This is a genomic window from Bacillus sp. FJAT-22090, from assembly GCF_001278755.1.
Taxonomy (GTDB): Bacteria; Bacillota; Bacilli; order Bacillales_A; family Planococcaceae; genus Psychrobacillus.
The window spans coordinates 1-24,806 of sequence record NZ_CP012601.1 but is presented as its reverse complement, the minus strand read 5'-3'; the positions used below and the strand labels follow the sequence as shown (position 1 = coordinate 24,806).

At 36.8% G+C, this 24,806-nt stretch carries 25 protein-coding genes, 16 tRNA genes, 1 rRNA gene and 1 other annotated feature; of the genes, 10 read left to right on the top strand and 32 right to left on the bottom strand.

Going from position 1 to position 24,806, the window contains the following annotated elements; all coding sequences use genetic code 11:
- Positions 1-334 precede the first annotated feature (334 nt).
- Positions 335-2,053, bottom strand: a complete 1,719-nt coding sequence (locus AM499_RS00205) for a phospho-sugar mutase (RefSeq protein ID WP_053592043.1) — start codon at positions 2,051-2,053, stop codon at positions 335-337.
- A 19-nt stretch (positions 2,054-2,072) separates the two neighbouring features.
- Entirely contained in the window at positions 2,073-3,614 is a 1,542-nt protein-coding gene (locus AM499_RS00200; protein WP_053588312.1) for a carbon-nitrogen hydrolase family protein, read from the bottom strand.
- 131 nt (positions 3,615-3,745) lie between these two features.
- Between AM499_RS00200 and AM499_RS00195 the strand changes: the two genes are divergently transcribed.
- The 5 genes from AM499_RS00195 to AM499_RS00175 all read left to right on the top strand — a co-directional run bounded on the left by AM499_RS00195 (position 3,746) and on the right by AM499_RS00175 (position 6,695).
- The gene (locus tag AM499_RS00195; protein WP_053588311.1) at positions 3,746-4,171 is read left to right on the top strand and encodes a disulfide oxidoreductase; all 426 of its coding nucleotides are present in this window, start codon (positions 3,746-3,748) and stop codon (positions 4,169-4,171) included.
- Positions 4,172-4,173: 2 nt separating this feature from the next.
- Complete coding sequence (locus tag AM499_RS00190) at positions 4,174-4,644, top strand: thioredoxin family protein (RefSeq protein WP_053588310.1); 471 nt, start codon at positions 4,174-4,176, stop codon at positions 4,642-4,644.
- A 102-nt stretch (positions 4,645-4,746) separates the two neighbouring features.
- Entirely contained in the window at positions 4,747-5,598 is an 852-nt protein-coding gene (locus tag AM499_RS00185) for an RluA family pseudouridine synthase (RefSeq protein ID WP_053588309.1), read from the top strand.
- Complete coding sequence (locus AM499_RS00180; protein WP_053588308.1) at positions 5,595-5,987, top strand: HIT family protein; 393 nt, start codon at positions 5,595-5,597, stop codon at positions 5,985-5,987. The genes AM499_RS00185 and AM499_RS00180 overlap by 4 nt, the downstream gene beginning before the upstream one ends.
- A 120-nt stretch (positions 5,988-6,107) precedes the next feature.
- Positions 6,108-6,695: a hypothetical protein gene (locus tag AM499_RS00175; RefSeq protein WP_231687509.1), complete on the top strand. Its 588-nt coding sequence runs from the start codon at positions 6,108-6,110 to the stop codon at positions 6,693-6,695.
- Positions 6,696-6,769: 74 nt separating this feature from the next.
- On the opposite strand, the gene AM499_RS00170 is transcribed toward AM499_RS00175, so the two are convergent.
- The 5 genes from AM499_RS00170 to queG all read right to left on the bottom strand — a co-directional run bounded on the left by AM499_RS00170 (position 6,770) and on the right by queG (position 10,727).
- On the bottom strand, positions 6,770-7,411 hold the full coding sequence (locus AM499_RS00170) for a VC0807 family protein (RefSeq protein WP_053588307.1): 642 nt from the start codon (positions 7,409-7,411) through the stop codon (positions 6,770-6,772).
- Positions 7,412-7,729: 318 nt separating this feature from the next.
- A complete protein-coding gene (locus AM499_RS00165; RefSeq protein ID WP_053588306.1) occupies positions 7,730-8,563 on the bottom strand; it encodes an aldo/keto reductase in 834 nt (277 codons plus the stop codon).
- Between the two features lie 39 nt (positions 8,564-8,602).
- Positions 8,603-8,785: a hypothetical protein gene (locus tag AM499_RS00160; RefSeq protein ID WP_053588305.1), complete on the bottom strand. Its 183-nt coding sequence runs from the start codon at positions 8,783-8,785 to the stop codon at positions 8,603-8,605.
- 316 nt (positions 8,786-9,101) lie between these two features.
- Positions 9,102-9,578 carry a tRNA (uridine(34)/cytosine(34)/5-carboxymethylaminomethyluridine(34)-2'-O)-methyltransferase TrmL gene (gene trmL, locus AM499_RS00155; RefSeq protein WP_197275578.1) on the bottom strand — a complete coding sequence of 159 codons (477 nt, stop codon included), beginning with the start codon at positions 9,576-9,578 and terminating at the stop codon, positions 9,102-9,104.
- Positions 9,579-9,587: 9 nt separating this feature from the next.
- Positions 9,588-10,727, bottom strand: coding sequence for a tRNA epoxyqueuosine(34) reductase QueG (gene queG / locus AM499_RS00150; RefSeq protein WP_053588303.1), 1,140 nt, complete (start codon positions 10,725-10,727; stop codon positions 9,588-9,590).
- 55 nt (positions 10,728-10,782) lie between these two features.
- On the opposite strand from queG, the gene AM499_RS00145 reads away from it, so the two are divergent.
- Both AM499_RS00145 and AM499_RS00140 read left to right on the top strand, forming a co-directional pair.
- Positions 10,783-11,472: a B3/B4 domain-containing protein gene (locus AM499_RS00145; protein WP_053588302.1), complete on the top strand. Its 690-nt coding sequence runs from the start codon at positions 10,783-10,785 to the stop codon at positions 11,470-11,472.
- Positions 11,473-11,474: 2 nt separating this feature from the next.
- A complete protein-coding gene (locus AM499_RS00140) occupies positions 11,475-11,993 on the top strand; it encodes a hypothetical protein (protein WP_053588301.1) in 519 nt (172 codons plus the stop codon).
- A 1,021-nt stretch (positions 11,994-13,014) separates the two neighbouring features.
- On the opposite strand, the gene AM499_RS00135 is transcribed toward AM499_RS00140, so the two are convergent.
- From AM499_RS00135 to AM499_RS00110, 7 genes are all read right to left on the bottom strand, one after another.
- On the bottom strand, positions 13,015-13,890 hold the full coding sequence (locus AM499_RS00135) for a hypothetical protein (protein ID WP_053588300.1): 876 nt from the start codon (positions 13,888-13,890) through the stop codon (positions 13,015-13,017).
- Positions 13,877-14,389, bottom strand: a complete 513-nt coding sequence (locus tag AM499_RS00130; protein ID WP_053588299.1) for an RNA polymerase sigma factor — start codon at positions 14,387-14,389, stop codon at positions 13,877-13,879. Before AM499_RS00130 ends, AM499_RS00135 begins: the two co-directional genes overlap by 14 nt.
- Before the next feature lie 117 nt (positions 14,390-14,506).
- Positions 14,507-15,943, bottom strand: coding sequence for a proline--tRNA ligase (gene proS, locus AM499_RS00125; RefSeq protein ID WP_053588298.1), 1,437 nt, complete (start codon positions 15,941-15,943; stop codon positions 14,507-14,509).
- Positions 15,944-15,988: 45 nt separating this feature from the next.
- Positions 15,989-16,206: a binding site (T-box leader), on the bottom strand.
- Between the two features lie 42 nt (positions 16,207-16,248).
- Complete coding sequence (locus AM499_RS00120; protein ID WP_053588297.1) at positions 16,249-17,241, bottom strand: LLM class flavin-dependent oxidoreductase; 993 nt, start codon at positions 17,239-17,241, stop codon at positions 16,249-16,251.
- Positions 17,242-17,442: 201 nt separating this feature from the next.
- The gene (locus AM499_RS21530; RefSeq protein WP_156316721.1) at positions 17,443-17,589 is read right to left on the bottom strand and encodes a hypothetical protein; all 147 of its coding nucleotides are present in this window, start codon (positions 17,587-17,589) and stop codon (positions 17,443-17,445) included.
- A gap of 183 nt (positions 17,590-17,772) precedes the next feature.
- Complete coding sequence (locus AM499_RS00115) at positions 17,773-18,462, bottom strand: N-acetylmuramoyl-L-alanine amidase family protein (RefSeq protein ID WP_053588296.1); 690 nt, start codon at positions 18,460-18,462, stop codon at positions 17,773-17,775.
- A 102-nt stretch (positions 18,463-18,564) separates the two neighbouring features.
- Complete coding sequence (locus AM499_RS00110; protein ID WP_053588295.1) at positions 18,565-18,825, bottom strand: phage holin; 261 nt, start codon at positions 18,823-18,825, stop codon at positions 18,565-18,567.
- A 294-nt stretch (positions 18,826-19,119) separates the two neighbouring features.
- Here AM499_RS00110 and AM499_RS00105 point away from each other — a divergent pair, with 294 nt between their 5' ends.
- Both AM499_RS00105 and AM499_RS00100 read left to right on the top strand, forming a co-directional pair.
- Positions 19,120-19,455: a helix-turn-helix domain-containing protein gene (locus AM499_RS00105; protein ID WP_053588294.1), complete on the top strand. Its 336-nt coding sequence runs from the start codon at positions 19,120-19,122 to the stop codon at positions 19,453-19,455.
- A 14-nt stretch (positions 19,456-19,469) separates the two neighbouring features.
- Positions 19,470-19,934, top strand: coding sequence for an ImmA/IrrE family metallo-endopeptidase (locus AM499_RS00100; RefSeq protein WP_053588293.1), 465 nt, complete (start codon positions 19,470-19,472; stop codon positions 19,932-19,934).
- A gap of 511 nt (positions 19,935-20,445) precedes the next feature.
- Here AM499_RS00100 and AM499_RS00095 read toward each other — a convergent pair.
- Entirely contained in the window at positions 20,446-20,715 is a 270-nt protein-coding gene (locus AM499_RS00095) for a hypothetical protein (RefSeq protein WP_053588292.1), read from the bottom strand.
- A 119-nt stretch (positions 20,716-20,834) separates the two neighbouring features.
- On the opposite strand from AM499_RS00095, the gene AM499_RS00090 reads away from it, so the two are divergent.
- Positions 20,835-22,316: an alkaline phosphatase family protein gene (locus AM499_RS00090; RefSeq protein WP_053588291.1), complete on the top strand. Its 1,482-nt coding sequence runs from the start codon at positions 20,835-20,837 to the stop codon at positions 22,314-22,316.
- 565 nt (positions 22,317-22,881) lie between these two features.
- Here AM499_RS00090 and AM499_RS00085 read toward each other — a convergent pair.
- The 17 genes from AM499_RS00085 to rrf form a co-directional block, all read right to left on the bottom strand.
- Positions 22,882-22,963: transfer RNA gene (locus AM499_RS00085), tRNA-Leu, on the bottom strand.
- A 32-nt stretch (positions 22,964-22,995) separates the two neighbouring features.
- Positions 22,996-23,069 (bottom strand) — tRNA-Cys (locus AM499_RS00080).
- Between the two features lie 10 nt (positions 23,070-23,079).
- A tRNA-Gly gene (locus AM499_RS00075) sits at positions 23,080-23,154 on the bottom strand.
- Between the two features lie 6 nt (positions 23,155-23,160).
- Positions 23,161-23,232, bottom strand: a tRNA-Gln gene (locus tag AM499_RS00070).
- A gap of 1 nt (position 23,233) precedes the next feature.
- Positions 23,234-23,309, bottom strand: a tRNA-His gene (locus AM499_RS00065).
- Positions 23,310-23,347: 38 nt separating this feature from the next.
- A tRNA-His gene (locus AM499_RS00060) sits at positions 23,348-23,423 on the bottom strand.
- Between the two features lie 25 nt (positions 23,424-23,448).
- Positions 23,449-23,522: transfer RNA gene (locus AM499_RS00055), tRNA-Trp, on the bottom strand.
- A gap of 10 nt (positions 23,523-23,532) precedes the next feature.
- Positions 23,533-23,616 (bottom strand) — tRNA-Tyr (locus AM499_RS00050).
- Positions 23,617-23,624: 8 nt separating this feature from the next.
- A tRNA-Thr gene (locus AM499_RS00045) sits at positions 23,625-23,700 on the bottom strand.
- A gap of 8 nt (positions 23,701-23,708) precedes the next feature.
- Positions 23,709-23,784 (bottom strand) — tRNA-Phe (locus AM499_RS00040).
- 266 nt (positions 23,785-24,050) lie between these two features.
- Positions 24,051-24,126 (bottom strand) — tRNA-Asp (locus tag AM499_RS00035).
- Between the two features lie 3 nt (positions 24,127-24,129).
- Positions 24,130-24,206: transfer RNA gene (locus tag AM499_RS00030), tRNA-Met, on the bottom strand.
- An 18-nt stretch (positions 24,207-24,224) separates the two neighbouring features.
- A tRNA-Val gene (locus AM499_RS00025) sits at positions 24,225-24,300 on the bottom strand.
- A gap of 24 nt (positions 24,301-24,324) precedes the next feature.
- Positions 24,325-24,399 (bottom strand) — tRNA-Glu (locus AM499_RS00020).
- Positions 24,400-24,425: 26 nt separating this feature from the next.
- Positions 24,426-24,517, bottom strand: a tRNA-Ser gene (locus AM499_RS00015).
- A gap of 5 nt (positions 24,518-24,522) precedes the next feature.
- Positions 24,523-24,597 (bottom strand) — tRNA-Asn (locus AM499_RS00010).
- 10 nt (positions 24,598-24,607) lie between these two features.
- Positions 24,608-24,723, bottom strand: a 5S ribosomal RNA gene (gene rrf, locus AM499_RS00005).
- Between the last annotated feature and the right edge of the window lie 83 nt (positions 24,724-24,806).

Below are 24,806 nucleotides of genomic sequence, written 5' to 3'. Positions count from 1 at the left end.
TAGAAAATCGTTGAAAAAGGCGACACTCCTGCGGGAATAGCGTTAGCCGAAGACCCCGCAGCGCAGCGAGGAGGCTAAGGCAACGTCATCGGAAAGGGAGCCGTTTCAACGATTTTCTTATTTATTGGATGACATTTCAGTGCCCTTAGCGTAAGGAAGGCTAAGAACGCCTCGTTCTGAGGCAACGCCATCATAACCAACATCGTGTTGGCCCAAGCAGCTCGACCTCGCCCGCAGAAAGCGAGCGGTAAGCTTCGTAAAAACTGAATTATCTATATAAATTCGAGTTTGTCTAATTTAAATCTGAGTATATAATTTACTCGGATTGACTCAATTAGTTCAAGAACTTATTCATTTCTGTTGTAAATGCATGTTTAATTGCTTCTAATTTCTCAATACTTTCAGTTTCTGAAGCGCTTGTCACTCCAAAATAATACTTTATCTTTGGCTCTGTTCCACTTGGTCTAACACATACCCAAGAACCATCGGCAAGAAAATATTTGATGACATTCGATTTAGGTAATAGTAGCTGCTCCTCTTCTCGACCGTCTGTAAATATTCTCAAAGAAGTTAAATAATCTTCTTGTGAAAGGACTGCTATTTCAGCCACTTCTGCCAAGGTATTTAATCGTAATTGTTCCAGTAAATTTCTAATTGAATTTGCCCCAGTAACACCTTTTTTCGTAACTGAAATGAGACCTTCTAAGTAATAACCATGTCTATCGTATAATGCATGTAAAAGTTCTACTAAGGTCATTCCTTGCGCTTTATAGTAAGCAGCTGCTTCTACTATAGCTAGTACACTTTGGATGGCATCCTTATCTCTTGCAAAACTTTTCACTAAATAACCATAGCTCTCTTCGTAACCAAATAAAAACTCGAATTGATTCGTTTCTTCATATTGTTTAATTTTCTCACCAATAAATTTAAAGCCTGTTAACACATCTTCCGAGCTTGCTCCATGATATTCAGCAATAACACGTCCAAAATCAGAGGTCACAATTGTTTTAAAGACACGTCCATTAGCAGGCATTTCACCTTTTTCTTTTCTTTGTGTCAATAAATACTCTATTAATATCGCACCTGTTTGATTGCCAGTTAATAACTTATAACCTTCGCTCGTTTTAACTGCTAATCCAACTCGATCTCCATCTGGATCTACTGCAATTAATATATCAGCATCTACTTCGTTGCCATATTGAATAGCATATTCAAAAGCACTCTCTTCTTCAGGATTTGGGGATTTTACTGTAGGGAATTCACCGTTTGGTTCCATTTGTTCTTTTACATAATGGATATGTCTGTATCCTACTTCGTTTAGTATCCTCTTCACAGTTTTTCCGGATGCACCGTGAAGAGGTGTAAATACTACTTTTAAATCAGAATTGATCGCAATTATTGAATTTTCTTGTACTGTTTTTAATTCATTTATATATGCTTTGTCTATGTCTTCATCTAACCGGACAATTAGGTTTTCATTTAATGATTTTTGTTTTATTTGGAGTGCATCTCCTGCTTCATTCACATAAGCAATGACTGCATCTGCATCACTTAAGTTCAGCTGAGCCCCATCTTCCCCATATACTTTGTAACCATTATACTCAGGTGGATTATGACTAGCCGTAATAACGACTCCCATAAATGCATGTAGTTTGCGAACAGAATAGGAAAGCTGAGGAGTTGTTCTAGGCTCACTATATAAATAGGCTTTAATGCCATTGGACGCAAGTGTATTAGCAGTTTCCTGTGCAAACTCAGGAGAATATCTACGGCTATCATAAGCAATAACCACTCCACGATTCATTGCTTCTGATCCAGCCGCTTTAATATATTCAGCAAGTCCAGTAGTAGCCTTGCGAATCGTATATGTATTCATACGATTCGTCCCGGCTCCAATTTCTCCACGCATTCCACCTGTACCAAACTCTAGGTCACGGTAAAAAGCATCTTCCATTCGTTTATCATCTTTGATCAGTAACTGAAGATCTTCTTTCCAAATAGGTTCTAAATCGGAAAAACTATTCCATTGGTCAAATAATTGTTTATAGGACATATTGCGAAACTCCCATTCCTCATTTTTTATAATCAATACCATAGACGTCATGACGGCGGTCTTTTAAATGCTTTACCGTACCATCTTGTCTTTGACGTCTTAGAATTTCTAAATCGACATCCCCGATTAAGACCATTTCAACATTTGGCTCTGTTTCTCCTACAATTCCATCTCTTGCAAATTCAAAATCGGAAGGTGCAAAAATAGCAGACTGGGCATACTGGATATCCATATTTTCTGTTTGAGGTAAGTTTCCTACAGTACCTGAGATAACAGTATATATTTGATTTTCTACTGCGCGAGCTTGCGCACAATAACGAACACGTAAATATCCTTGACGATCCTCTGTACAAAACGGTGCAAAAATAATATTTGCACCCATATCTGTCGCAATCCTAGCAAGCTCAGGAAACTCGATATCATAACAAATTTGAATGGCAATTTTCCCACAATCAGTGTCAAATACTTGAACAGTATCTCCAGAACTAATTCCCCACCATTTCCGTTCATTCGGCGTAATGTGAATTTTATACTGTTTATCGATTGCGCCGTCTCTGTGGAATAAATATGCAATATTATAGATTTCCTCATTTTCTTCCTCTACAAAATGAGATCCAGCAATAATATTAATATTGTAGCGAACAGATAAATCTGCAAATAATTCCATATACTGCGGCGTATATTCAGTTAACTTGCGAACGGCCTGGCTAGGTGAAGGCTCGTCTAAAATTGACATTAATTGTGTTGTGAATATTTCTGGAAATACAACAAAATCCGATTGTGCATCGGATGCTACATCCACAAAGTACTCGCATTGATGTGCAAACTCTTCAAAGGAATTAATTTTACGCATCATATATTGTACTGCACAAATACGTACTGGGTAGCTCGTTTTAAAATGTCTCTTGGACAAAGGAATATAATCAACATTATTCCATTCCATCAACGTAGCGTATTTTGCAGAAGCCCGATCATCAGGAAGATAATTAGGATTAATACGCATAAGCGTAAATCCGTTCATTAACTGAAATGTTAGGACTGGGTCATAAATTTTATGTCGTGATACTGCTGTAACGTATTCTCTTGGTGACATTTCATTAGCGTGTTTATGATAATTTGGAATCCGTCCACCAATAATAATGGACTTTAAATTGAACTGTCTCGCAACGTCTTTTCGACCTTCATATAAACGCTGACCCACCTTCATTCTACGATAATCCGGATGCACCATCACTTCAATTCCATATAAGTTATATCCGTCTGGATTATGATTCGTTATATATCCTGAATCTGTAACGTCTGACCAGGAATGTCGGTCATCATACTCATCGAAGTTAATAATTAAGCTGGAGCAAGATCCAATTACTTTTCCGTCTAGTTCTGCAACCAATTGCCCTTCCGGAAAAATAGTTAAATGACTTCGTAAATGTGCAACATCCCAAGGCTCCATTCCAGGAAAACATAGGCGTGAGATTTCTAAGATGGAATCTATATCTGAAAAAGACATTTGTCTTATAATCATACTTTTTTCAAACTGTGATAAATCGAATTCTTCTGACATTCTGAACGCTCCTCTTTTTATTAACTATTTTATATTATAGCTCTCTTTCCTAAACAGATAAAATAATTTACATACCTTAAAATAACCCTTATACTTTGATTTGAGTTCAAAGTATTTTAAAGGAGCAACCTATGACAAAAAAAATTGAAAATATCTTGTTATTTATGTGGTCAGTGGCTTTAACTGCTACAATTGGTTCCTTATATTTTTCCGAAATCCTAGGGTACGAGCCCTGTGAATTATGTTGGTATCAACGTATTCTCATGTATCCACTCGTCATTATTTTAGGAGTCGCTTACGCGCAAAAAAATGCAAAAATAGCACTTACTTCTCTCATTTTTTCAGTAATTGGTGGTTGTATATCAGCATATCACTATAGCATTCAAAAACTAAGTTTTATGCAAGAATCTGCTCCAACGTGTGGTAGAGTTCCATGTACTGGAGAGTATATAAACTATTTAGGATTTATTACAATACCATTTTTAGCACTTATTGCATTTATATTAATCGCAATTAGTAGTGTATTGATTTTAAGAAGCATCAAGGAGGAAAAATAAGCATGAAAAAACTAGCCATTTTTGGTGGAATTATCGTTGTTGTTTTTGCATTAATTATTGTACTAACAAACCAAGCAAACAAATCGAAACTAGCTGATAGCCCATATGACAAAAAGAATTTAAGTCAGTCCACAATTGATTTAATTGATGATGAAAATTACCAAAATATTATCAATCCAGATGAGCTACAAGCAAAAATTAAAAGCGGTGAACCAGTAACTGCATATTTCTTTAGTCCAGAATGTGTTCACTGTAAAGAATTGACACCTAGATTAACCCCTCTAGCAGAGGAAAATGGTGTCGATATTGTAAAATATAATATCCTTGAATATGAGCAAGGCTGGGATGACTATCGAATCACAGCAACACCAACTTTAGTTTATTTTGAAAATGGGAAAGAAGTTGAGCGAGTAGAAGGTGCAGTACCTAACGAAAACATACAAGCATTTTTCGATCAAGTAGTATTGAAATAAGAAAAGTGGAATATTCCCAAAGGTACAAGCATTCGTTATATTTAATAAGCAGAAAGGTCATGACCCAACAGGCATGACCTTTTTTTAAAAGGAGACACGATCATGAACCATAAATTCCGTTATACAGTATCAGAAGATGGATTAACAATTGAAACGATTTTACAACAAAAATGGAAGCTTGGGAAAAAACTTATCCATGATTTGCGCATGCAAAAGGCTGTTAGTGATAAAAACGGAGAGCTTTTGCAATGGAAATCTACTCTTTCAAAAGGAGACATCCTAGTTTTCAAATGGGAGGGTGATGCTTCGAATTATCTTCTTTCTGATCAAATCCCTCTTTACGTTGCATATGAAGACGAATATTTACTAATTGCATCTAAACCACGTGGAGTGGCTACTCACCCAAATGAATCAGGGCAAAATCATACATTCATGAATACGGTGCAAAACTATTTAGCAAACAATGGCCAAAAGTATGGTGAACATGTCCATCGAATTGATGAGGGGACAAAAGGGTTAGTCGTTATAGCGAAAAATCCAATTGTTAAAGGCATGCTAGATCGAATGCTTGAAAACAAAGAAATTGTACGCACATATGAAGTCGTAGTTGAGGGGCAAGTGAAAAATAATCATGGTACGATTCGAGCTGCAATCGGAAGTGATCGTCATCATCCTACAAGAAGACGAGTTTCACCTTCCGGCCAACTAGCTATTACCCATTACGAAGTGGTTGGTAGACATCCGAATTTCACCAAGGTACACGCAATATTAGAAACAGGACGCACTCACCAAATTCGTGTACATTTTGCTCATCTAGGTCATCCGATTGTTGGTGATGATTTATATGGAGCGAAAAAAACACCGACAAAAACTTATGAGCTTCATGCATTCAAAGTTCAATTCGTTCATCCAATTACAGGCGAAGTGATTATCGTGGAAGATAAAAAGCAATGAAAAATTGCCCATTTTGTCACTTGGAAATGATTAAAGATCAAGAAGTTATTTTACAAAATGAAAAGTGTATGTTCATTCAAGTTCCACAAGATGTATTAATTGGTTCAGGTCTTATTGTCCCAATTAGCCATCGAGAAAATGTATTCGACTTAACAGAGGATGAATGGAATGCTACTTTTTCACTTTTAAATGAAGTAAAGGCTTATTTAGATGAACGCCTAAGTCCAGATGGATACAACGTAGGTTGGAATAGCAGTCCTTCTGCTGGACAACATATAATGCATGCACATCTTCACGTTATTCCACGTTTCAAAGATGAGCTTTATGCTGGTAAAGGAAATAGATACTGGATAAAGGATCCTAAAAACAAACGTGGAAACATAAATTAATTCTCTTCTAAAAAGTATCGGTTCCTTTTACCGATACTTTTTCTGTTTTTTAGGAGTTTATTACAAGATTCTTCTTCGTTTATTAGGGTATTTAAGATAATAGTGTTGATAATATAAATTATGGGAAGTGATAAAATCTTTGGTTTTTCAGATTTACTTTCATTAATCATTTCAGCATTTATTATCTTGCCCGTAGTAGTATTTTTGAGAGAAACAGGCTACTTAATAGTGAGTAAAATTTTTGGAGTACAAAATCCTAGGCTTACCATTGGATCTGGTCCTCGGATTTTTAAAATAGGAATTTTTGATGTGCGAAAATATTATCATTTATACAGTTGGTATTCTTATGATTCTATAAAGAGAAAAAGTAAGCCAGCGTATATTTGCATTTACGCTGGCCCGATTCTCATTAATCTTCTAGTAGCACTAATTATTAATGCGCTATTAGCAAACGGATACTTACAGGAATACCAAACATTTTTGGAACGTTTTATTTTTTATACATTTTACTTTGTTCTATTCGATATCGTGCCCATGAAAACAATAAATGGAATGCCTAATAATGGAATGATCATTTATGAGATATGCCGATATGGAAAACGAACTGATTACAACGATGAGCCCTTTATCCCGTCAACTTCAGATGTAGAAGAAGAATATCAAGAAAGTATGAAAAAAATAGAAATGGAGAAAGAAAAAGAGAAGTGAATATATAAGAGCAATATCCCTCGTTTTTTTCGATGAGGGGTATTTGTTCGGGCCAAAGGTAACGGGATCCATTCTTATACTTTAACCTCCACTTTGCCTTCTAACGTTGTTGTTACTTGTTTTATCTTAATACCTATAAAGACATACCCGATTGCCATAAGAACAGAAAAGGACCCTCCTATAACTCTCATATAAAGAAGCATAGAACTATAAGCATCCACACCATACTTATAGATAAGCCAAGACTTTAACCCGGCTAAAGTTCCCCCCCTCACGACAAATAGCAGGGTTAATAACTGAAACCATATTAATAGCTCTCTTCTAAAAAATAATTTTTTGCTATTCTCTCGTTCATAGCCTTGTAGATAGGCTAGATCAACGAAAAAGTATAAAGCAAGTGGTTTTTTTAATGTAAGCGAGCCAAGATAAATTAAACTAAAAGCTAAACCGACAATAACTTGATTCCATAACATTCGTTCAGCTGACCCAGACAGTAAATCTACCAACGTACCAATCAATAGACTTATCAATATAAAAGTTCCCGTTATATTGAATTGACGATCTATCACGAATCGAAAGACTGTGTATATGAAGCCTGGTGAGGTTGACAATAACATAGCCCAATAATCGCCTAGACTCTCCCGTCCATAGCTCCAAATGATAAAAGGGAGAATAATATAAAATAAAATATCCAACCATATCATATTTTTATTCATTTAATTTATCATCCGCCTTTTAAATTTGTGGCTTCAACTCTCCACTTAGTTTAGTACAACATACGATTGAATAGACGATTTAGTTTCATATTTAGAAAATAGTCTCTGTTATTTATTGTGTCTTGTTTAGGATGTTAGCCTTGTCATTCATTCTTCTCGCTCTTGCCACTTTTAAGGCGCACATTCTTAATACTGACAGTTGCCAGCGCGTATGCTATACCTTTTCAAATCTTTACTTAACCACAATAAAGCTAAAAATAACCAAAAAATAGAAAAACACTTACTCTATGTATTTAATAGAATAAGTGTTATTAGTGTTTAATTAAAATTAAAATTATCTGGGTCTGCACCTGTGCGTTCATTCAGATTGAGTGAATCTATGTTTTTCATGTCTTCAAACGATAATTCAAAATCAAATACATTTATATTATCTTCTATTCTAGTTGGTGTCACTGATTTAGGAATGACAATTAAGTCATGCTGTAAGTGCCAGCGTATAATCGTTTGAGCTGGTGATTTACCATATTTTTCACTAATTCTTTGTAGACTAGGTTCGTTTAGTAATCCGCCTCTTGCTAGAGGGGACCATGAAGTTACCGCAATACCCTGCTCCGCACAATATTCACGAAGATCAAATTGTGTCAAGCGAGGATGACATTCGATTTGATTGACCATTGGCTTAACATTTGCCTTTGCTGCAATTGCTTCCAAATGGTGCTGATGGTGGTTTGAAACACCTGTTGCACGAATCAGCTTTTCTTCATATAAGCGTTCAATCGCACGGTACGTGTCTACAAAAGTATCTTTTACTGGCCAATGTGTTAAATATAAATCTATGTAATCTAGTCCTAATAATTCTAAAGACTTCTCAAATGCTTTTAAGGTTTGATCATATCCTTGGTCCGTGTTCCAAACTTTAGTTGTTACGAAAATATCTTCACGGGAAACAGATGAATTGCGTACAGCTTCTCCGACTTCTTTCTCATTCGCGTAAAGGGAAGCTGTATCAATATGACGATAACCTACATCAAGTGCTGCTGTAATCGCTTGAAGTGCGATATCCGGTTCCGTCATTTTATATACACCTAAACCAATTCGTGGCATTTCTACACCGTTCGCAAGTTGTTTAGTAGAGTTTATATGTAATTCCATTGTCCTCATCCTTTCTTATAAGGAAAACGACTGATTGAATCAGTCGTTTTCTCTTTTCTTCATCTTACTAACATCATCCGACTGGGCTGGGTCTGATACACGATTATCTTGCTCCAGCTCGTTATTGTCTCTCAGCCTATCCATCTGTTTACCTAGTAACTTAACTTCTTCCATATTCGTTGCCATCGAACCGTTTTCTGGACCATTTTTCAAATTACTCATTTAAAAAATCACTCCTTTTCTTTATGGTAGATGAATAATTAGAAGGTTGCAACTTTCAAAAGAAACATTTTAGACATAATTACACTTTTTCGCAATATTTCTTTTTCAAACAAAGTAGGGTATACTTAGTTCAGAATATATAGAGGAGGCACTCGATATGAAACTTATTCTTATTCTTGGCGTTTGTGTATCATTCCTTACTGCTATTTTTAAAGCAGGTTACGATGACAAACCAGGTGCATCTGAGAAGTAATAAATATTAAAAACGGACGAGTCTCAAAAGACTACGTCCGTTTTTTTATGACTAGTGCTTCTATTAATGAAGACCAGGATAATTTTGCTGTCTTAATGCTTCATAAATAAGAATAGCTGCAGTATTAGATAAATTTAACGAACGGATATTGTCGTTCATTGGAATACGTAAGCAACGATCGGGGTGGGCATCAATAATCTCTCGTGGCAACCCTTTTGTTTCACGCCCAAAAATAAAGAAATGATCCTTTTCTCCATCACTAAAATCATAGGTAGTATGAGGTTTTGCCCCAAATTTAGTAATTAAATAAAATATCCCTTCAGGATGCGCGTCAAAAAATTCTTCTAAACCATCATAATACGTAATATCTACATGTTCCCAATAATCAAGACCTGCACGCTTTAACATTTTATCGTCTGTAGAAAATCCTAGAGGACGTATTAAATGTAATTTCGCTCCTGTTCCTGCGCATGTTCTTGCGATATTTCCAGTATTAGCTGGAATTTCTGGTTGATATAACACTACATTAATGCTCAACATTTCCACTTCCTATTTCTCTATAGTATAGAATTGAAGCCCTTTACGAATTTCTTCTAGTACTTCATTGTTTTCTTCTTTTTGTTCTGCTTTCTTCAGTGCTACTTGTCCATCTTCTGTGTTTATTTTACCAATTGCCCATGCAGCTGTTCCTCGAATTACAGGTCGTGCATCATTTTCAAGCAATTCTATCAGTTTTGGTACTGCGGCTACTTCTTTAAAATGCGCTAATGCTATAATTGCATTTCGCTGTATTGGATTTTTTCCTCTCCAAGCACCAGACATATGTCCATATGTTTCTTTGAAGGTTCGATTAGTCATTTCTAACATTGGCATAAGTAGTGGCTTCACGAGCTCGGGATCTGGTTGAAAAGCTGGTTGATGCAAATTAGCTTTTCCTTTATTTTTTGGGCAAATAGTTTGGCATGTGTCACAGCCATAGATTCTGTTTCCAATCTTTGCACGAAATTCATCCGGAACCATTGTTTTTGTTTGGGTTATAAATGCAATACATCGCTGAGCATTTAATTGTCCTCCTTCTATTAGAGCTCCAGTTGGACAAATATCTAAGCAAAGCCTACAATCACCACATTGTTCCTCCATTTGTTCGCTCGGAGAGAATGGAATAGATGTAATCATCTCACCTAAGTAAACATAGGAGCCGAACTCCGGCGTAATAATGGAACAGTTTTTTGCGCTCCAACCAATACCAGCTCTCTCTGCAACTGCGCGATCAGAAAGTTCTCCTGTGTCTACCATGGAACGCAACCTTGCATTTGGTATATGCGTTAATATATATAACTCTAAAAGTGCTAGTTTCTCACGTAGCACAGTATGATAATCCATTCCCCATGAAGCTCTTGCAAATATACCACGTCTCGCCCCTTTTACACTTAAAGGCGCATCTTTCATTTTTGATGGATACGCAATGGCAATAGATATAATACTCTCTGCTTCCGGAAGCAAGAGATCTGGCTGAGTTCTTTTCTCTATATCAGGCTCTTCAAAACCAGAAGCAAATTCTAGCTCTTGTTGGCGAATCAATCTATTTTTTAATTCATGGAAAGGAGAAGCAGAAGTAAATCCTATCTTATCAATCCCAATAGAAGCAGCATATTCAATTAGTTCTTGTTGAAATTGGTTGATATTCACAATTGTTCTCCTTTCTTATGGTAAACTAAAGAAAATATGTGTAAGGATGGTTGTTATGCTTGTAAAAATGGATAATTCTTTATTACAAATAGACCCTACCTTTAAAATAGGCATTATACATTATACCAAAATTGTTGTAACTTCTTCCCCTCAAATGCTTAAGGGACGCCTCCAATTATTTCAAGAACAGCTGTTTTTTGAAATGGAAGACAAAGCGATAACTGAATTCTCTGGAATAAAAGAATGGCGTATTTTATGGAAAAAATTCGGGGCTGACCCAAATCGATACCGGCCATCAGTTGAAGCACTATATAGACGGATTGCAAAACAAAATTATATCACACCTATGCATTCTGCTGTTGATCTAAATAACTTTTTCTCGATGCGTTATGAAATACCAATGGGAATTTATGATGTAGATAAGATTCAAGGAGATATTACAATATCTCTTGGTAATGAAGAAACGGTTTACGAAGGGCTAAATGGACGTGAAAATAAATTGAATAACATCCTTACTTTACAAGATACATATGGTCCATTCGGAAGTCCATTTGTTGATTCTAAAAGAACTGCTGTAACGGAGGACACAAAAAATGCTGTTCAAATTGTTTATCTCCGACCTTCAATGGGTGAAGTAGACGCTCTTAAATTAGTTGAGTCCATGGGAACTATGTTTACCCAGATCCATGGAGGAGAGGCGTATTCTATTGTTTTACACGATGACCAAATAGAAAGGGGAATATAGATATGCCGAATATATCATTAGCAGAAGCAGTTAAACTAAAGAGTTTATTAATGAAAAGAGTTCATGAACTAGAAGAAGAAATTATGCGTGTTGCTTATAAAATTATAGAAAAAGACACTGTTCCAGAAGTTGGACCACGAACAGTTTCAGTAGTGGACAATGAAATTACCGAAACACGTAAAGACATCCGTACCCTTGATCGTTTAATCTATGAAGCAAATATTAACAACACGGTTATGTTTAAAGACAAAGCATATACCATTGTGGAAGCAATCGAATTAGCAACACAAATGAGAGCCCAAGCCCGAATTTATAAACAACTAGGGGCTGCAGAAAAAGAAAGAGTGCAATACGGATATGGAGGCGAAGGAGCTACATATATTCAAATTGCGTTATTCAATCCAGAAGAATATCGTTTAAATGCTCTACAATATGAAAAAGAGGCAAATAAACTTTCAGGACTCATTAATGCTAAAAACTATGCAATAAGCCTTAACTTCGACGACGAAAAATATGCATAATCCTTGGTAAGGTGAGACTCCTTGCCAAGGCATAGTTAGGAAATCATTTAACCCTACCGGCAAACCAATGACCTGTAACTTTTCACCATGTTACCAGTGACTAATGACTAACTATCGCAAACGTTAACTCAATTAGTTTCTCTGGATTTCCTGCTATGAAAAACGCTCCTTCCACTATTGTGGTAGGAGCGTTTTAAACTGTAGACAATCTAAAATTTATTTTTATATTGAATCGATCAGGTTTTCCGAAGCTTACCGCGGGCAATCGCCGAGCCGCTTGGACAACACGATGGTTGTTCGTAATGAAGGCGTTGAGGCCCATAGGATGGGGTCATGCAATCGCTGCCGCAGGACGAGGCGAACTTAGATTGCCTTCCATTTGATATAAATAATGTCGTCCGATAAATAAGAAAATCGTTGAAACGACTCCCTTCCCGCGGGCGTTGCCTTAGTCTCCTTGGCCAACACGATGTTGGTCATGCAATCGTTGCCGCAGGATGCGGCGAACTTAGATTGCCTTCCCCTCAACTGCGGGGTCTTCGGCTAACGCTATTCCCGCAGGAGTGTCGTCTTTTTCAACGATTTTTCTATAAATACTAATTGAAGTGATAAAAATTTGCTCTATTAATGGCATGATGGCTTTCTAATTGAAAAGCGGATAATAGTTGATTGGAGTGGAAGGCGGCGACTCCAGCCGGAATAGCAAATGTTTTCTGCACCGAAAGCGAAGCGGCAGGTGCATGAGCGAGAAGACCCTGGACTGAGCGTAGCGAAATTAATCTTTGCGACGAGCTTGCGCAGGAGCAAGGGAAGCGGCTTAAGCCATGCCGGCGGAACGCGTCCGCCTGGAACGGAAATTAACGGGTCCAAAATAAAATCGAGTATGTGAACAACTTGTCGTTCACATACTGTTATGAAATCTCAGTGAGGACTTTTCAGTGCCTTCAGCATATTAGCGAAGGAAGGCTAAGGCAGCCATTTAAAATGAGACAACTACGTTATATAGACAAAGTTTCTTTGTCTAGTTCTCAAATAATCCCGTTTCCTCCCCATCAATAAGTAGTCTCCATGAGCCATGTTCCGCCCATGTAATTTCACCTGAATAATGATAAATTGTTTGATTCGTATTAGCATCTATTGCGGAACTATCAAGTTGAAACATAGAAGTTTCCTTTACGTTTCCTTTTTCATCGATTAGCTTTACTTCTATTTTTTCTTTATTACCAATGGTACTTTCTATATTCAATTCACTTTCTTTACCAATTGGAATCTCCTTTGGTGAATTCAGTAATGTATAATGCTTTGTTTTCGGAAATGGTGGTAACACATTAATAGTAAATGCTTCATACAAATGATCCTCTACGTAAAAGGATAACTGCCACCCCCCCTCTGTTGGAAATGGAATAAAGCTAGTTAATGCATGAGCATCCTCACTATTTAAACCACTAGATAAAATTCCTTTAGTCAATTCAATATTTTCACCATTCATATCTTCGGCTTCTACTCGATAATTCTTTCCTACAAGTTTTTCGGCATCTCCCCAAAAGTAAAGCATGAGCTTTGCCCCTCGTCTTCTGTCTTCCGCAACAAATTGCTCTTTAGATACAAGTATTCCTATTTTTCCTTCCACTCCAATAACCTGCTGATTTCTATCAGGCAATGTAAAAATCGCGCCATGTTGCACATTATAGTTATTAAAGAGGCTACTAGTTAAAAAAAGAAATAATAGAATGATAGCTAGGCTTAAAAAAGACATGATTGGTTTTAAAGAAGTCCAATATTTTTGAGTAGTTCTCTTTGATTTCAACAAATAAAGTATTTTATTCCTTTTATCAATTTCTAATGAATATTGGGGGAAGTTTTTTAATTTTTCTTCAAGACTCTTATATTCTTCCATGTTCAAACCCCTCCTTTTCCAGCAATTCTTTCAATTTTTTTAAGGAACGGTGGTACAGAACATTTACGTTATTCTCGTTACTTCTGATTACTAAACCGACTTCCTTGGATGACATTTCCATAATCCCTTTTAAAATAATTATTTCTTTATAATGAGCTGGCAGTTGGTTTATAGTATGATATAAAACGCTATTATCTTGGTTTATCATTATGTTTTGTTCCATATTTATTAGAATATCTTGTTCTTTTATAAATAGATGTCTTATTTTATTCCAAACATTACTTTTTCGATATTGGTCAATCACCATATTTCTTGCTATCGATACTAGCCATGTTTTTGGGTGCCCATTTTTCTTATAGACCGTCATTTTTTTCATAGCCCTTAGAAAGGTTTCTTGGACGAGATCTTCTACGTCTATTGATCCCGTATAATATATTAGATAACTAGTAACATCCTTTTCATATAATTCAAACCATTCTTCTATTAGATGCTTCTCCAAAGAATTCCTCCTCCCTCTAATTATTAGACGAATCTCTTGCTTTAATCTTACACATTTTTTATGAAATAAAAAAACAACCATTGTCTATGCAATGGTTGTTTAGATTGTAAGATTAAATTAATATGCGCGACCGAACCATACAGTATGTTTTGATTCTTTTCCACAGTTGATACATGTAGACTTTTCAGCAGGTGGATTGAATGGAATGTTACGTGTTGTGAATTTAGTTTCTTCTTTTACATGCTCTTCACAAGCATCATCTCCACACCAACCAGCAAGAATCCAGCCAGGAATTTCCCCATTTTCAGTAGAGTTCGAAAGATGGTGTTTTAACTCCTCCAGTGAATTTACATGTGTATGTGAATTTTGATCACGGAATGCACGAGCTTTTTCTAGTAAACGTGTTTGCATTGTGTTTAGTTCTTCCTCAATACGCTCCACTAAATTAGCAAGGTCCACTGAGAATTTATCTGCCTCATCACGTGCTTTCATTAACGCTTGATTATTTTCTAAATCACGAGGTCCTAATTCAACACGAACTGGAACACCTTTTAGTTCCCATTCATTGAATTTATAGCCTGGAGATTGATCGGAATCATCTAGGCGCACACGAATACCTTTTGTTTTTAATGCTACAAATAGTTCATCCAGTTTTTCCATAATCGCAGGATTCTTCTTCCAAGGTCCCACTGGAATCAATACAACCTGGGTTGGAGCAACACGTGGTGGTAATACTAAACCTTGCTCATCCCCATGCACCATTATTACAGAACCGATTAAACGAGTAGAAGTTCCCCATGAAGTTGTATGAACATGTTCATGTTTGTTTTCTTTATTTAAATATTTAATATCAAATGCTTCAGCAAACTTTGTTCCAAGGTAATGAGATGTACCTGCCTGAACTGCTTTACCATCCTTCATCATTGCTTCGATAGAATACGTATCCACAGCTCCTGCAAATCGTTCTGAAGGTGTCTTTTGTCCATCATATACTGGAATAGCCAAAAGTTCTTCAACAACCTCTTTATAAATGTTTAGCATTTGCATCGTTTCTTTACGAGCTTCTTCCTCATCTACATGTGCAGTATGCCCTTCTTGCCATAAAAATTCGGACGTACGGATGAAAGGAAGAGTTTTCTTTTCCCAACGGAATACGTTTGCCCATTGGTTTATTAACACTGGAAGATCACGATAACTTTTGATCCAATCGGAATATAAGTGTCCGATCATCGTTTCTGAAGTTGGACGAAGTGCTAAACGTTCTTCTAATTGTTCACCAGCAGCTTCCGTTACCCATGGAAGCTCTGGAGAAAATCCTTCGATGTGATCTTTTTCTTTTTGGAAAAACGATTCTGGAATCAGCATTGGGAAATAAGCATTACGATGTCCAGTTTCTTTAAAACGTTTGTTCATTTCTTCTTGAATGTGCTCCCAAATTTCAAAGCCATCTGGTTTGAATGCGATGCATCCGCGAACAGGCGTGTAATCCATTAAATCTGCTTTCTGAATCGTTTCAATATACCATTTTGTAAAATCATTCTGTTGTGTAGACATCTACTTTTCCTCCTTTAAAATAAAAAAAGTGTAAAAACTCCCCTATAAAAGGGCGTCTTTACACTGGATAGACACGGTACCACCTTTAATTAGTTCGCAAATTTAGCGAACTATCTCAAACGTTGGTTAACGACAACGAACCGGTTATGTTTGCATAACATCTCCGTGGTAGGTTTCAACAAGAAGCGGTGATATAGCTCTCAGCAATTGCTATATTTTCTGTTTCACAATTCTCATTTACTTGGTCACATCTTAGACTGTATTACTAATAATATACCAAATACTCGCAATTAATACAATGAGTCTTAAAACAATTCAGCCGCTAACAATCGATACACATCTAAACGTTTCTCTTGCGAATGTGGGATACTACAGATCATTGCTTCGTCAAAGCCATACATTTCTTGTTCATCTTGTAAAATCGTTGCAACTTCTTTTGCACTTCCAACTAAATGTATCTTACGATTTTCTTGTATCATCATTCGATCCATTTCAGTTAATGGATACTCCTGTGCTTCTTCTGGTGTCATCGTTTGCATTATCGACCCTCTCATTAAAGAAAGTCTAGAAATATCTTGAGGAAGTGCTTGAAACTCTGCTTCTTCTTTTGTTTCAGCTACTGTAGCTAAGTAAGTCACAGAAATCTCTGGTTTCTCCATAAAAGCTGAAGCTTGAAAGTTCTTTCTATATGCTTCTAAAATTTCCTTACTCATTCCACCATTGAAAAACTGTGCAAACGAATACCCAACACCCATACGTCCTGCCTGAATTGCACTATTACCACTGGACCCAAGTAACCATGCCTCCGGTAACATTATGTTATAAGGTGTCGCGATTGTTTTATTATATAGGCTATCTTCCGGCACTTCATCGTTCATTAGCTTTAGAGTTGTTTTAAATTTCTCATACATATTATTCAACATTGGCTGGCGTCCCTCAGATAAAGCATAAATGGAATAGTTATCCCCACCTGGAGCTCGGCCAACTCCAAAATCAATTCGGCCAGGTGAAAAAGCACTTAGCGTTTTAAATACTTCTGCAAGTTTTAACGGAGAATAATGCATCATCATTACTCCACCGGTTCCAATGCGTATATTTTTCGTTTTGGCAGCAAGATGAGTGGCTGTTATCTCAGGTGATGAACTAGCAAAAGCTTTTGTTCCATGATGCTCTGCCATCCACATTCGATAATATCCTAGCTTATCCGCCAATATAGCTAACTCTTCCGCTTTTTTTAGGGCTCCCTCAGCTGTATTACCTTTTGTTATAGGAGCTTGATCTAGTACGCTTAATCTCATCGCAATACTTCCTTTCACTTCAACCGTTCCTTATGTATTACGATAACTTTCAATAACCTCTATGTAAATTTTTATGCCTAACTACCAGCCTACTTCCGTTTCTTAAATCAGACATATAAACCAAAATAAAAAAGCTTATAAATGCTAATAATTCAACATTTATATGCTTATCATTATGAATATTACTTATGGAAAACCCTTTTATGCCAAATGTAACTTTTGATGGGATCTGTCTTCTATTCTTATTTCATCATATATTTTCTTCGCTTTTTCTTGTGCTTCTGTTTTTGATTTCGCATATACATCGATGATTTTTCCTTCAATAATAAAATTATATTTTTTTATCATTCTTTATTTCCTCCTTCAAATCATCCAAATTATTTATTATTATTTACCCGCATTATTAATTAAATAAACTTTTATAGGATAGCTCTATTAGAAATAGTCATAAAAAAAGCCCCACACATTTAAGTGAATAGGGCTTGATAGGTTTCGACAAATTTTCGATAGATTTTATAGAAAGTGCATTTTTTATTTCACTCTTAACACTTGTCCTACATAAATAGTGTAATTGGCATCAAGCCCATTCCAATCTTTAATCTGTTGCACAGTGCTACCATATGTTTGACTTAACGAATATACAGTATCACCACTCACAACTGTATGATAAACAGCTGTATTTTTCTTTGGAAGATTGAAGCATTTAGCTATGCCGTTCACGTGACCTCGAGCTAAAGATTCAATGAAGGAAGCCGTTTTCAACTTAGCAGCATCATTTGTATTATCAATAAATCCATTCTCAGTCAAAAGGGCTGGCATATTAGATTCACGTAACATGTGGAAGTTTTCCTGTTTCTTTCCACGATCAGTATAGTTTACAAGCTTTAATATTTCTTCATGAATAGTATTCTGATAAGTAGTAGTAGGTGCACCTACTCCAGGATAAACATAATCCTCATAGCCTGTTCCACCACCTGCATTAATGTGAACGGAAAGGAGAAAGTCAGCTGCCCATGAGTTAGCTGCATTTGTACGCTGCGTCAAGGTTAAAGATTGATCTCCTGTTCGACTCATTAACACACTTACATTGTTGTACTCAGCTAGCAGAATATCTTTAATTCTCGTTGAAATTTGCAATGTTAGATTTTTTTCCTGTAACCCATTCCCCACTGCGCCTGAATCCGTCCCACCATGACCTGCATCAATAAATACTTTTACCATAATTAATCACCCCATTTTAGTTTTGTATTACGATGTACAACTTCTTACCTCTGTTTTATCACATTACCTACATTACCACCACCTCCTTAAAGAATTACTTAGTTAGTTGTAGTTCATAGCTCTTTGACTATCAGCAAAATTCTCTGTAGTTGGATCTTGAATATTTCCGATTGTAGCAAACAATCCAAATACGACATTTACTACCGCGAATACCCAATCTTGAATCTCTTCAGTTAACTGAAAACTCGTCCAACCAATAGCATGGGCACCAATTAAAAGTAACTCAATTAAAATAAATAATTGGGCAACAAAACTCGACACCCAGAGCTTGTTTTTAAAACGTACTTTCCAGTTAATATTCATAATTGTTCCACCTCCCATTTCTTCTCTGGATAGATTACAAAAGACAAAGTTTCATTTATGAAACTTTTTTGTTAAAAAAATAATAAATTTGTAGCAATATTAACTTATTATATATCTCATAATGTTAATCTCCTTTCAAATCTATGAATTTAAAGTTTCATTTATGAAACCTATAAGATGACTTTAACAGGCAAAAGTTTCATAGTCAACTACTTTTTAATAAAAAAATTAAAATAAGTTGTCACAAGTGAAACTTTAGATTATACTTACATTAATTAATAGGGGGTAGTAACGATGTATTCAATAGGCAAAGAGTTAAAAAAAATTAGAGATGAAGAAAAGTTGTCTCAGGAAGAATTTGCGGAAAGAATAAATAGAAAAGCAGGTCTTTCAATTACAAAGGGTATGGTATCCAAATGGGAATCAGATACTACTGAACCTAAGACAAGGATGTTACGAGCTATTGCAGAAACCTTTAATGTCTCTATGGATAGAATACTTGGATTAGACACTCAACAGTCTTATTCGAAAATTGAAACCCTTGCTGCCCACATCGATGATGATGTTACAGATGAAGAAATGGAAGCAATTAAAAACTACATTAACTATATTAAATTCAAACGAGATTAAATGAGGTGTAATGTGTGGATTATGAACGATTGATAATTGAATACCCGCATATAAAGATTATTGAAGATCCAACAATGCCTAAAGGTCTCGGTGGTATATATATAGATAAAAGGATATATATAAATAAGCTAAAAAATAGTTATGAAAAACATGGTATTCTTGCAGAAGAATTGGGACATTACGAAACGACATACGGGGACATTACCGATTTAAATCTAGTCCAAAATCAAAAATTAGAACTCGTTGCTAGAAGATGGGGATATGAAAAAGTTGTATCACTCGAAAAGCTGATAGAATGTTATGAGCTGAGGAAAATTACCTTAGAGGATGTTTGTGTTCATATCGAAATAACTGCAGATTACTTAAAAAAATCGATTGATTATTATGTCGATAAATACGGACTGAAAAAAGTTTACAAAGGATATGAAATCACTTTTGATCCGCTGAATATTAAACCCATAGATACCATAAAGTTTTAAATACACGCCATTATCAATGGCGTTCTTCTATTGATAAAAAAGAAAATATAAACTCTATACTTGAATTGATAATGAATGTAATTTAGTTATAAAAATTCACAGGCATTCAAAAGTTCTACTATCATTATGTTGGTATATTTCATGGTCCTCATTTATACTTAGATCAAATTTATTATTGATGGAATTGAGACTGTTAGTATAACGGAGCTAACTTAGATAATTCTTTTCCAAAAAGTTTGTGTGTATAAAGTAGGATTCGGTCCAACGGTATCATTAATTAAATTTTGAATTGTTTTAATAAAAATAAAATCCTTGTAAATGTTGTTAAATTAACATTTACGAGGATTTTTTGTTTTTGAGAAAAGGATATTTGTAATGTTGCTAGAAAGTATAAGTTCCCATTTACGCTTAAAGCAAAAGGAACCAAAATGCTGTCTGAAGCAGATGAAACAAATGAAGGATCAGCACATTTTACAATTGAAGATCCAGACGGTAATCAAATTCTTGTAGATCAACATCGATAAAAAAGAGGAAATAATGGTATACACATATCTAAATGTATTCTAAACTGACCAAACTTATTAAAATTTTCTTCAAAAGCTTCTAATCCACCAGATTTATAATCAGTTAAACCAATTATTTGGAATTTCCCACCAAATACCATTTCAATTAAAACATGTTTTTCTCGTTCTTTTACAATTACTTCTATTTCTTTCTCAAAATTAACATGGATTGGCGTTTCGAAATACTGGAATAAGTTAACAACACTTTTCACTGACACTACTTCAAGTCCCTTTTCATCTCTACAGGAAAAAAGTGGGTAGTATAATAAATTCTAAAAATCAAAAGATATAAAATAGTGTATTTTCTAAAAGTAAATGGTAGTGAGGATGAAACCATATGAAGCAAGACCCACAAACGCTAAAACCAGTAATTTTGCTAAACATTGATTCTTTGATGCCCGAACCGCTAGAAATTGCCATCCAAACCGGACAAGCTCCTGCCTTAAAATTTCTAATGGAAAACGGCAGTTATATTCCCAATATGGTGAGTTCATTTCCGACAATGTCTGTCACTATTGATAGCACTCTCTTGACAGGTACATATGCTGATGAACACCATGTTCCTGGCTTAACTTGGTACGATGATTCCAGAATGGAGATTATTAACTACGGGACTGGTTTTCGCGAAACGTTTAGGTTAGGAATGCGTAGTACCGCCCATAACATGCTTTACCGACTGAATAATGAGCATTTAAGTAGTGAGGTTTCTACAATTTATGAGGATTTGGCCAACAAGGGAATTCCTTCCGCTTCTATTAATTCTTTTGTCTATCGCGGAAATACCCCCCATCGGTTACACGTACCTCGATTACTCAGTACACTGACCCGCTTCAAGGACGGTGAATGGACAACCAACGCCACATCCATTTTCTCTTTAGGTCTCTTTTCTAAATTGCGACCGTGGGGATTCACAACGCAAATAGCTGCTGGAAATTATAAATTTACAGCCCGGGAGCTCAGATATTTAATACGTAAGGACAAACTCCCAGGATTTACATTCTGCATATTTCAAGATATGGACACCCGCCTTCATTTCAAGGGTCCGAAAGATTTAAAAGGAATTACAAAAATTGACCGAGAAATCCAAAAAGCGTTGAATATGTATCCAAGCTGGGAAGAAGCTCTCAATCGGAATGTATGGATGGTGATGGGAGATAACGGCCATTCTCCAACCGGTTCCAACTACCGGAAATTTATTATTGATTTACGTAAAATACTAAAAAATTATCGCATATCCAGACTTGAAAGAAGCGTACGTAAAAAAGACCAGCTTGTCCTATGTGTAAATCAGCGTATGGCTTATATTTACATATTGGATAAGAACCTGCCATTATCCGTTATTGCAGAACGTCTAATGAATGATCGACGAATCGATATAATTGCCTGGAAGGATAATAACTATATAAACATTACATCTGGCATGAGACAAGGAATATTGCGTTTCTGTCCAAATGGTAAATACAAGGATGAATATAACCAGACATGGAGTATAGAGGGAAACATCGAACTTCTGGATTTGCATGTAAAAAATGGAAAAGAGTTATCTTACGGGAATTATCCAGATGCGTTAGCTAGGATTTATAGTGCATTACACTCCCATTCGGGTAGTTTCATTGTCGTTAACGCTAAACCAGGTTGTGATTTTAAAGCCCAATCCACACCATTCCACCTTAGTGGGGCAGCGCACGGTTCATTACACAAACAAGAAACACTTGTACCATTATTGATTGCAGGAACCACCGCAAGACCAACATTCCCACGTATTGTCGATATGAAAGAATTTATACTTCGGTTATGCTCCGAACAACGTGGTGAGTAGGGGATGACTAGGGATATGGATGCAGTACCAGTTAACCGATGAAATATTCAAGGATCAGACAAGGCTGGCCCTTGATATTAAGCAAATTCGATGTGTCATTCTTACCGAACTTTTTGAACATCCTCTTTAAAAAACAATGTATTCCTTTTCGTTTTTATTTTTCATGAGCCATATAGATATGCTCTTCTGTTGCATGAATAAGATGAACATGGAAGCCAAATTTACAAATGATAATTTAAATATGTACACTAGTGCTTGAATAACTATGTACAAAATCGATTCTACATTTCATACTAATCTTCGAGGTGATAAGTATGTATCTAACAATAAATGTGGAACATTTTACAATTGAAGATCCAGATGGGAATCAAATTCTTGTAGATCAACATCGATAAAAAAGAAGGAATAATGCTATCTACATACAACATGTAAATGGGAACTTATACTTTCTAGCAACAATACAAATATCCTTTTCTCAAAAACAAAAAAATCCTCGTAAATGTTAATTTAATAACATTTACGAGGATTTTATTTTTATTAAAACAAATCAAAATTTAAATAATGATACCGGTGGTCGGGGTCGAACCGACACTCTCGAAAGAACGGGATTTTGAGTCCCGCGCGTCTGCCAATTCCGCCACACCGGCAAATAAAGTGTTTCAAATGTTAAATTAATAATTGGAGGCGGCAACCGGATTTGAACCGGTGATAAAGGTGTTGCAGACCTGTGCCTTACCACTTGGCTATGCCGCCGAATTATAGTTGGAGCGGAAGACGAGGTTCGAACTCGCGACCCCCACCTTGGCAAGGTGGTGTTCTACCACTGAACTACTTCCGCAAAAAACTGGGGTACCTGGATTCGAACCAGGGCATGACGGAATCAAAATCCGTTGCCTTACCGCTTGGCTATACCCCAATGGGGCGACTGATGGGAATTGAACCCACGAATGCCGGAATCACAATCCGGTGCGTTAACCACTTCGCCACAATCGCCATTATTAAATAAAAAAAGAGCTAACTCAAAAGGAATATGGGGCGACTGATGGGAATTGAACCCACGAATGTCGGAATCACAATCCGATGCGTTAACCACTTCGCCACAACCGCCATTATTCAAAGTTAACTTATAAATTGGCAGGGGCAGTAGGAATCGAACCCACATCAAAGGTTTTGGAGACCTCTATTCTACCGTTAAACTATGCCCCTATATAAAAACTGGTGGAGGGGGACGGATTCGAACCGCCGAACCCTAAGGAGCGGATTTACAGTCCGCCGCGTTTAGCCACTTCGCTACCCCTCCACTATTAGTGGTGCCGGAAAGAGGACTTGAACCCCCAACCTACTGATTACAAGTCAGTTGCTCTACCAATTGAGCTATTCCGGCATTTTAAATGGTGGCTCAGGACGGAATCGAACCGCCGACACAAGGATTTTCAGTCCTTTGCTCTACCGACTGAGCTACTGAGCCTCTTCGATTTACGCTAAGCTGCGCATCTCTTTGTCAGCTTCACTCGTTCAGTCAGTCACGTACTTAAGTACGTTCCTTCTTTCACTCGATTGCTTCCTCGACCTGCTTGCTTATCCTAAATCTCAATTGATTTACGCTAAGTTTCGTATCACTTTGTCAGCTAAATCCGTTCAGTCAGTTACGTACTTTAGTACGTTCCTTCTTTCACTCGATTGCTTCCTCGATATACTTGCTTATCCTAAATCTCTAACTTATTAAATAATAAATGGCGGTCCCGACCGGGATCGAACCGGCGATCTCCTGCGTGACAGGCAGGCATGTTAACCGCTACACCACGGGACCATTTGGTTGCGGGGACAGGATTTGAACCTGTGACCTTCGGGTTATGAGCCCGACGAGCTACCGAACTGCTCCACCCCGCGACAACTATATAATTTATATGGTGGAGGATGACGGGCTCGAACCGCCGACCCTCTGCTTGTAAGGCAGATGCTCTCCCAGCTGAGCTAATCCTCCAAAAACACTGGTTAATTATTTAAATGGTGACCCCTACGGGATTCGAACCCGTGTTACCGCCGTGAAAGGGCGGTGTCTTAACCGCTTGACCAAGGGGCCATTATATTTGTAGAGAGAAAATTATCTGGCGGAGAGCAAGGGATTTGAACCCTTGAGACAGGGTTACCCGCCTACACGATTTCCAATCGTGCTCCTTCGGCCACTCGGACAGCTCTCCAGAAATGGCTCCGAAGGTAGGACTCGAACCTACGACCGATCGGTTAACAGCCGATTGCTCTACCACTGAGCTACTTCGGAATATTATTATGCCAAGCGACGTCCTACTCTCACAGGGGGAGACCCCCAACTACCATCGGCGCTGAAGAGCTTAACTTCCGTGTTCGGTATGGGAACGGGTGTGGCCTCTTCGCCATCATCACTAGACATATTAATTTGAAAGACAAGATTAATTGTACCATAACTAGAGATTATTTCAATAGTTTTTTGATAAAATTTCTATATTCTTT

Bases quoted from the DNA above. Each gene is read 5' to 3' on its own strand.
- AM499_RS00200 (WP_053588312.1), bottom strand. From the start codon at position 3,614: ATGTCAGAAGAATTCGATTTATCACAGTTTGAAAAAAGTATGATTATA.
- AM499_RS00120 (WP_053588297.1), bottom strand. From the start codon at position 17,241: ATGAGATTAAGCGTACTAGATCAAGCTCCTATAACAAAAGGTAATACA.
- AM499_RS00195 (WP_053588311.1), top strand. From the start codon at position 3,746: ATGACAAAAAAAATTGAAAATATCTTGTTATTTATGTGGTCAGTGGCT.
- AM499_RS21530 (WP_156316721.1), bottom strand. From the start codon at position 17,589: ATGATAAAAAAATATAATTTTATTATTGAAGGAAAAATCATCGATGTA.
- trmL (WP_197275578.1), bottom strand. From the start codon at position 9,578: ATGTTGAGCATTAATGTAGTGTTATATCAACCAGAAATTCCAGCTAAT.
- AM499_RS00145 (WP_053588302.1), top strand. From the start codon at position 10,783: ATGCTTGTAAAAATGGATAATTCTTTATTACAAATAGACCCTACCTTT.
- AM499_RS00185 (WP_053588309.1), top strand. From the start codon at position 4,747: ATGAACCATAAATTCCGTTATACAGTATCAGAAGATGGATTAACAATT.
- AM499_RS00170 (WP_053588307.1), bottom strand. From the start codon at position 7,411: ATGAATAAAAATATGATATGGTTGGATATTTTATTTTATATTATTCTC.
- AM499_RS00190 (WP_053588310.1), top strand. From the start codon at position 4,174: ATGAAAAAACTAGCCATTTTTGGTGGAATTATCGTTGTTGTTTTTGCA.
- proS (WP_053588298.1), bottom strand. From the start codon at position 15,943: ATGTCTACACAACAGAATGATTTTACAAAATGGTATATTGAAACGATT.
- AM499_RS00110 (WP_053588295.1), bottom strand. From the start codon at position 18,825: ATGAATATTAACTGGAAAGTACGTTTTAAAAACAAGCTCTGGGTGTCG.
- AM499_RS00160 (WP_053588305.1), bottom strand. From the start codon at position 8,785: ATGAGTAATTTGAAAAATGGTCCAGAAAACGGTTCGATGGCAACGAAT.
- AM499_RS00205 (WP_053592043.1), bottom strand. From the start codon at position 2,053: ATGTCCTATAAACAATTATTTGACCAATGGAATAGTTTTTCCGATTTA.
- AM499_RS00140 (WP_053588301.1), top strand. From the start codon at position 11,475: ATGCCGAATATATCATTAGCAGAAGCAGTTAAACTAAAGAGTTTATTA.
- AM499_RS00115 (WP_053588296.1), bottom strand. From the start codon at position 18,462: ATGGTAAAAGTATTTATTGATGCAGGTCATGGTGGGACGGATTCAGGC.
- AM499_RS00105 (WP_053588294.1), top strand. From the start codon at position 19,120: ATGTATTCAATAGGCAAAGAGTTAAAAAAAATTAGAGATGAAGAAAAG.
- AM499_RS00180 (WP_053588308.1), top strand. From the start codon at position 5,595: ATGAAAAATTGCCCATTTTGTCACTTGGAAATGATTAAAGATCAAGAA.
- AM499_RS00165 (WP_053588306.1), bottom strand. From the start codon at position 8,563: ATGGAATTACATATAAACTCTACTAAACAACTTGCGAACGGTGTAGAA.
- AM499_RS00175 (WP_231687509.1), top strand. From the start codon at position 6,108: ATGGGAAGTGATAAAATCTTTGGTTTTTCAGATTTACTTTCATTAATC.
- AM499_RS00090 (WP_053588291.1), top strand. From the start codon at position 20,835: ATGAAGCAAGACCCACAAACGCTAAAACCAGTAATTTTGCTAAACATT.
- AM499_RS00135 (WP_053588300.1), bottom strand. From the start codon at position 13,890: ATGGAAGAATATAAGAGTCTTGAAGAAAAATTAAAAAACTTCCCCCAA.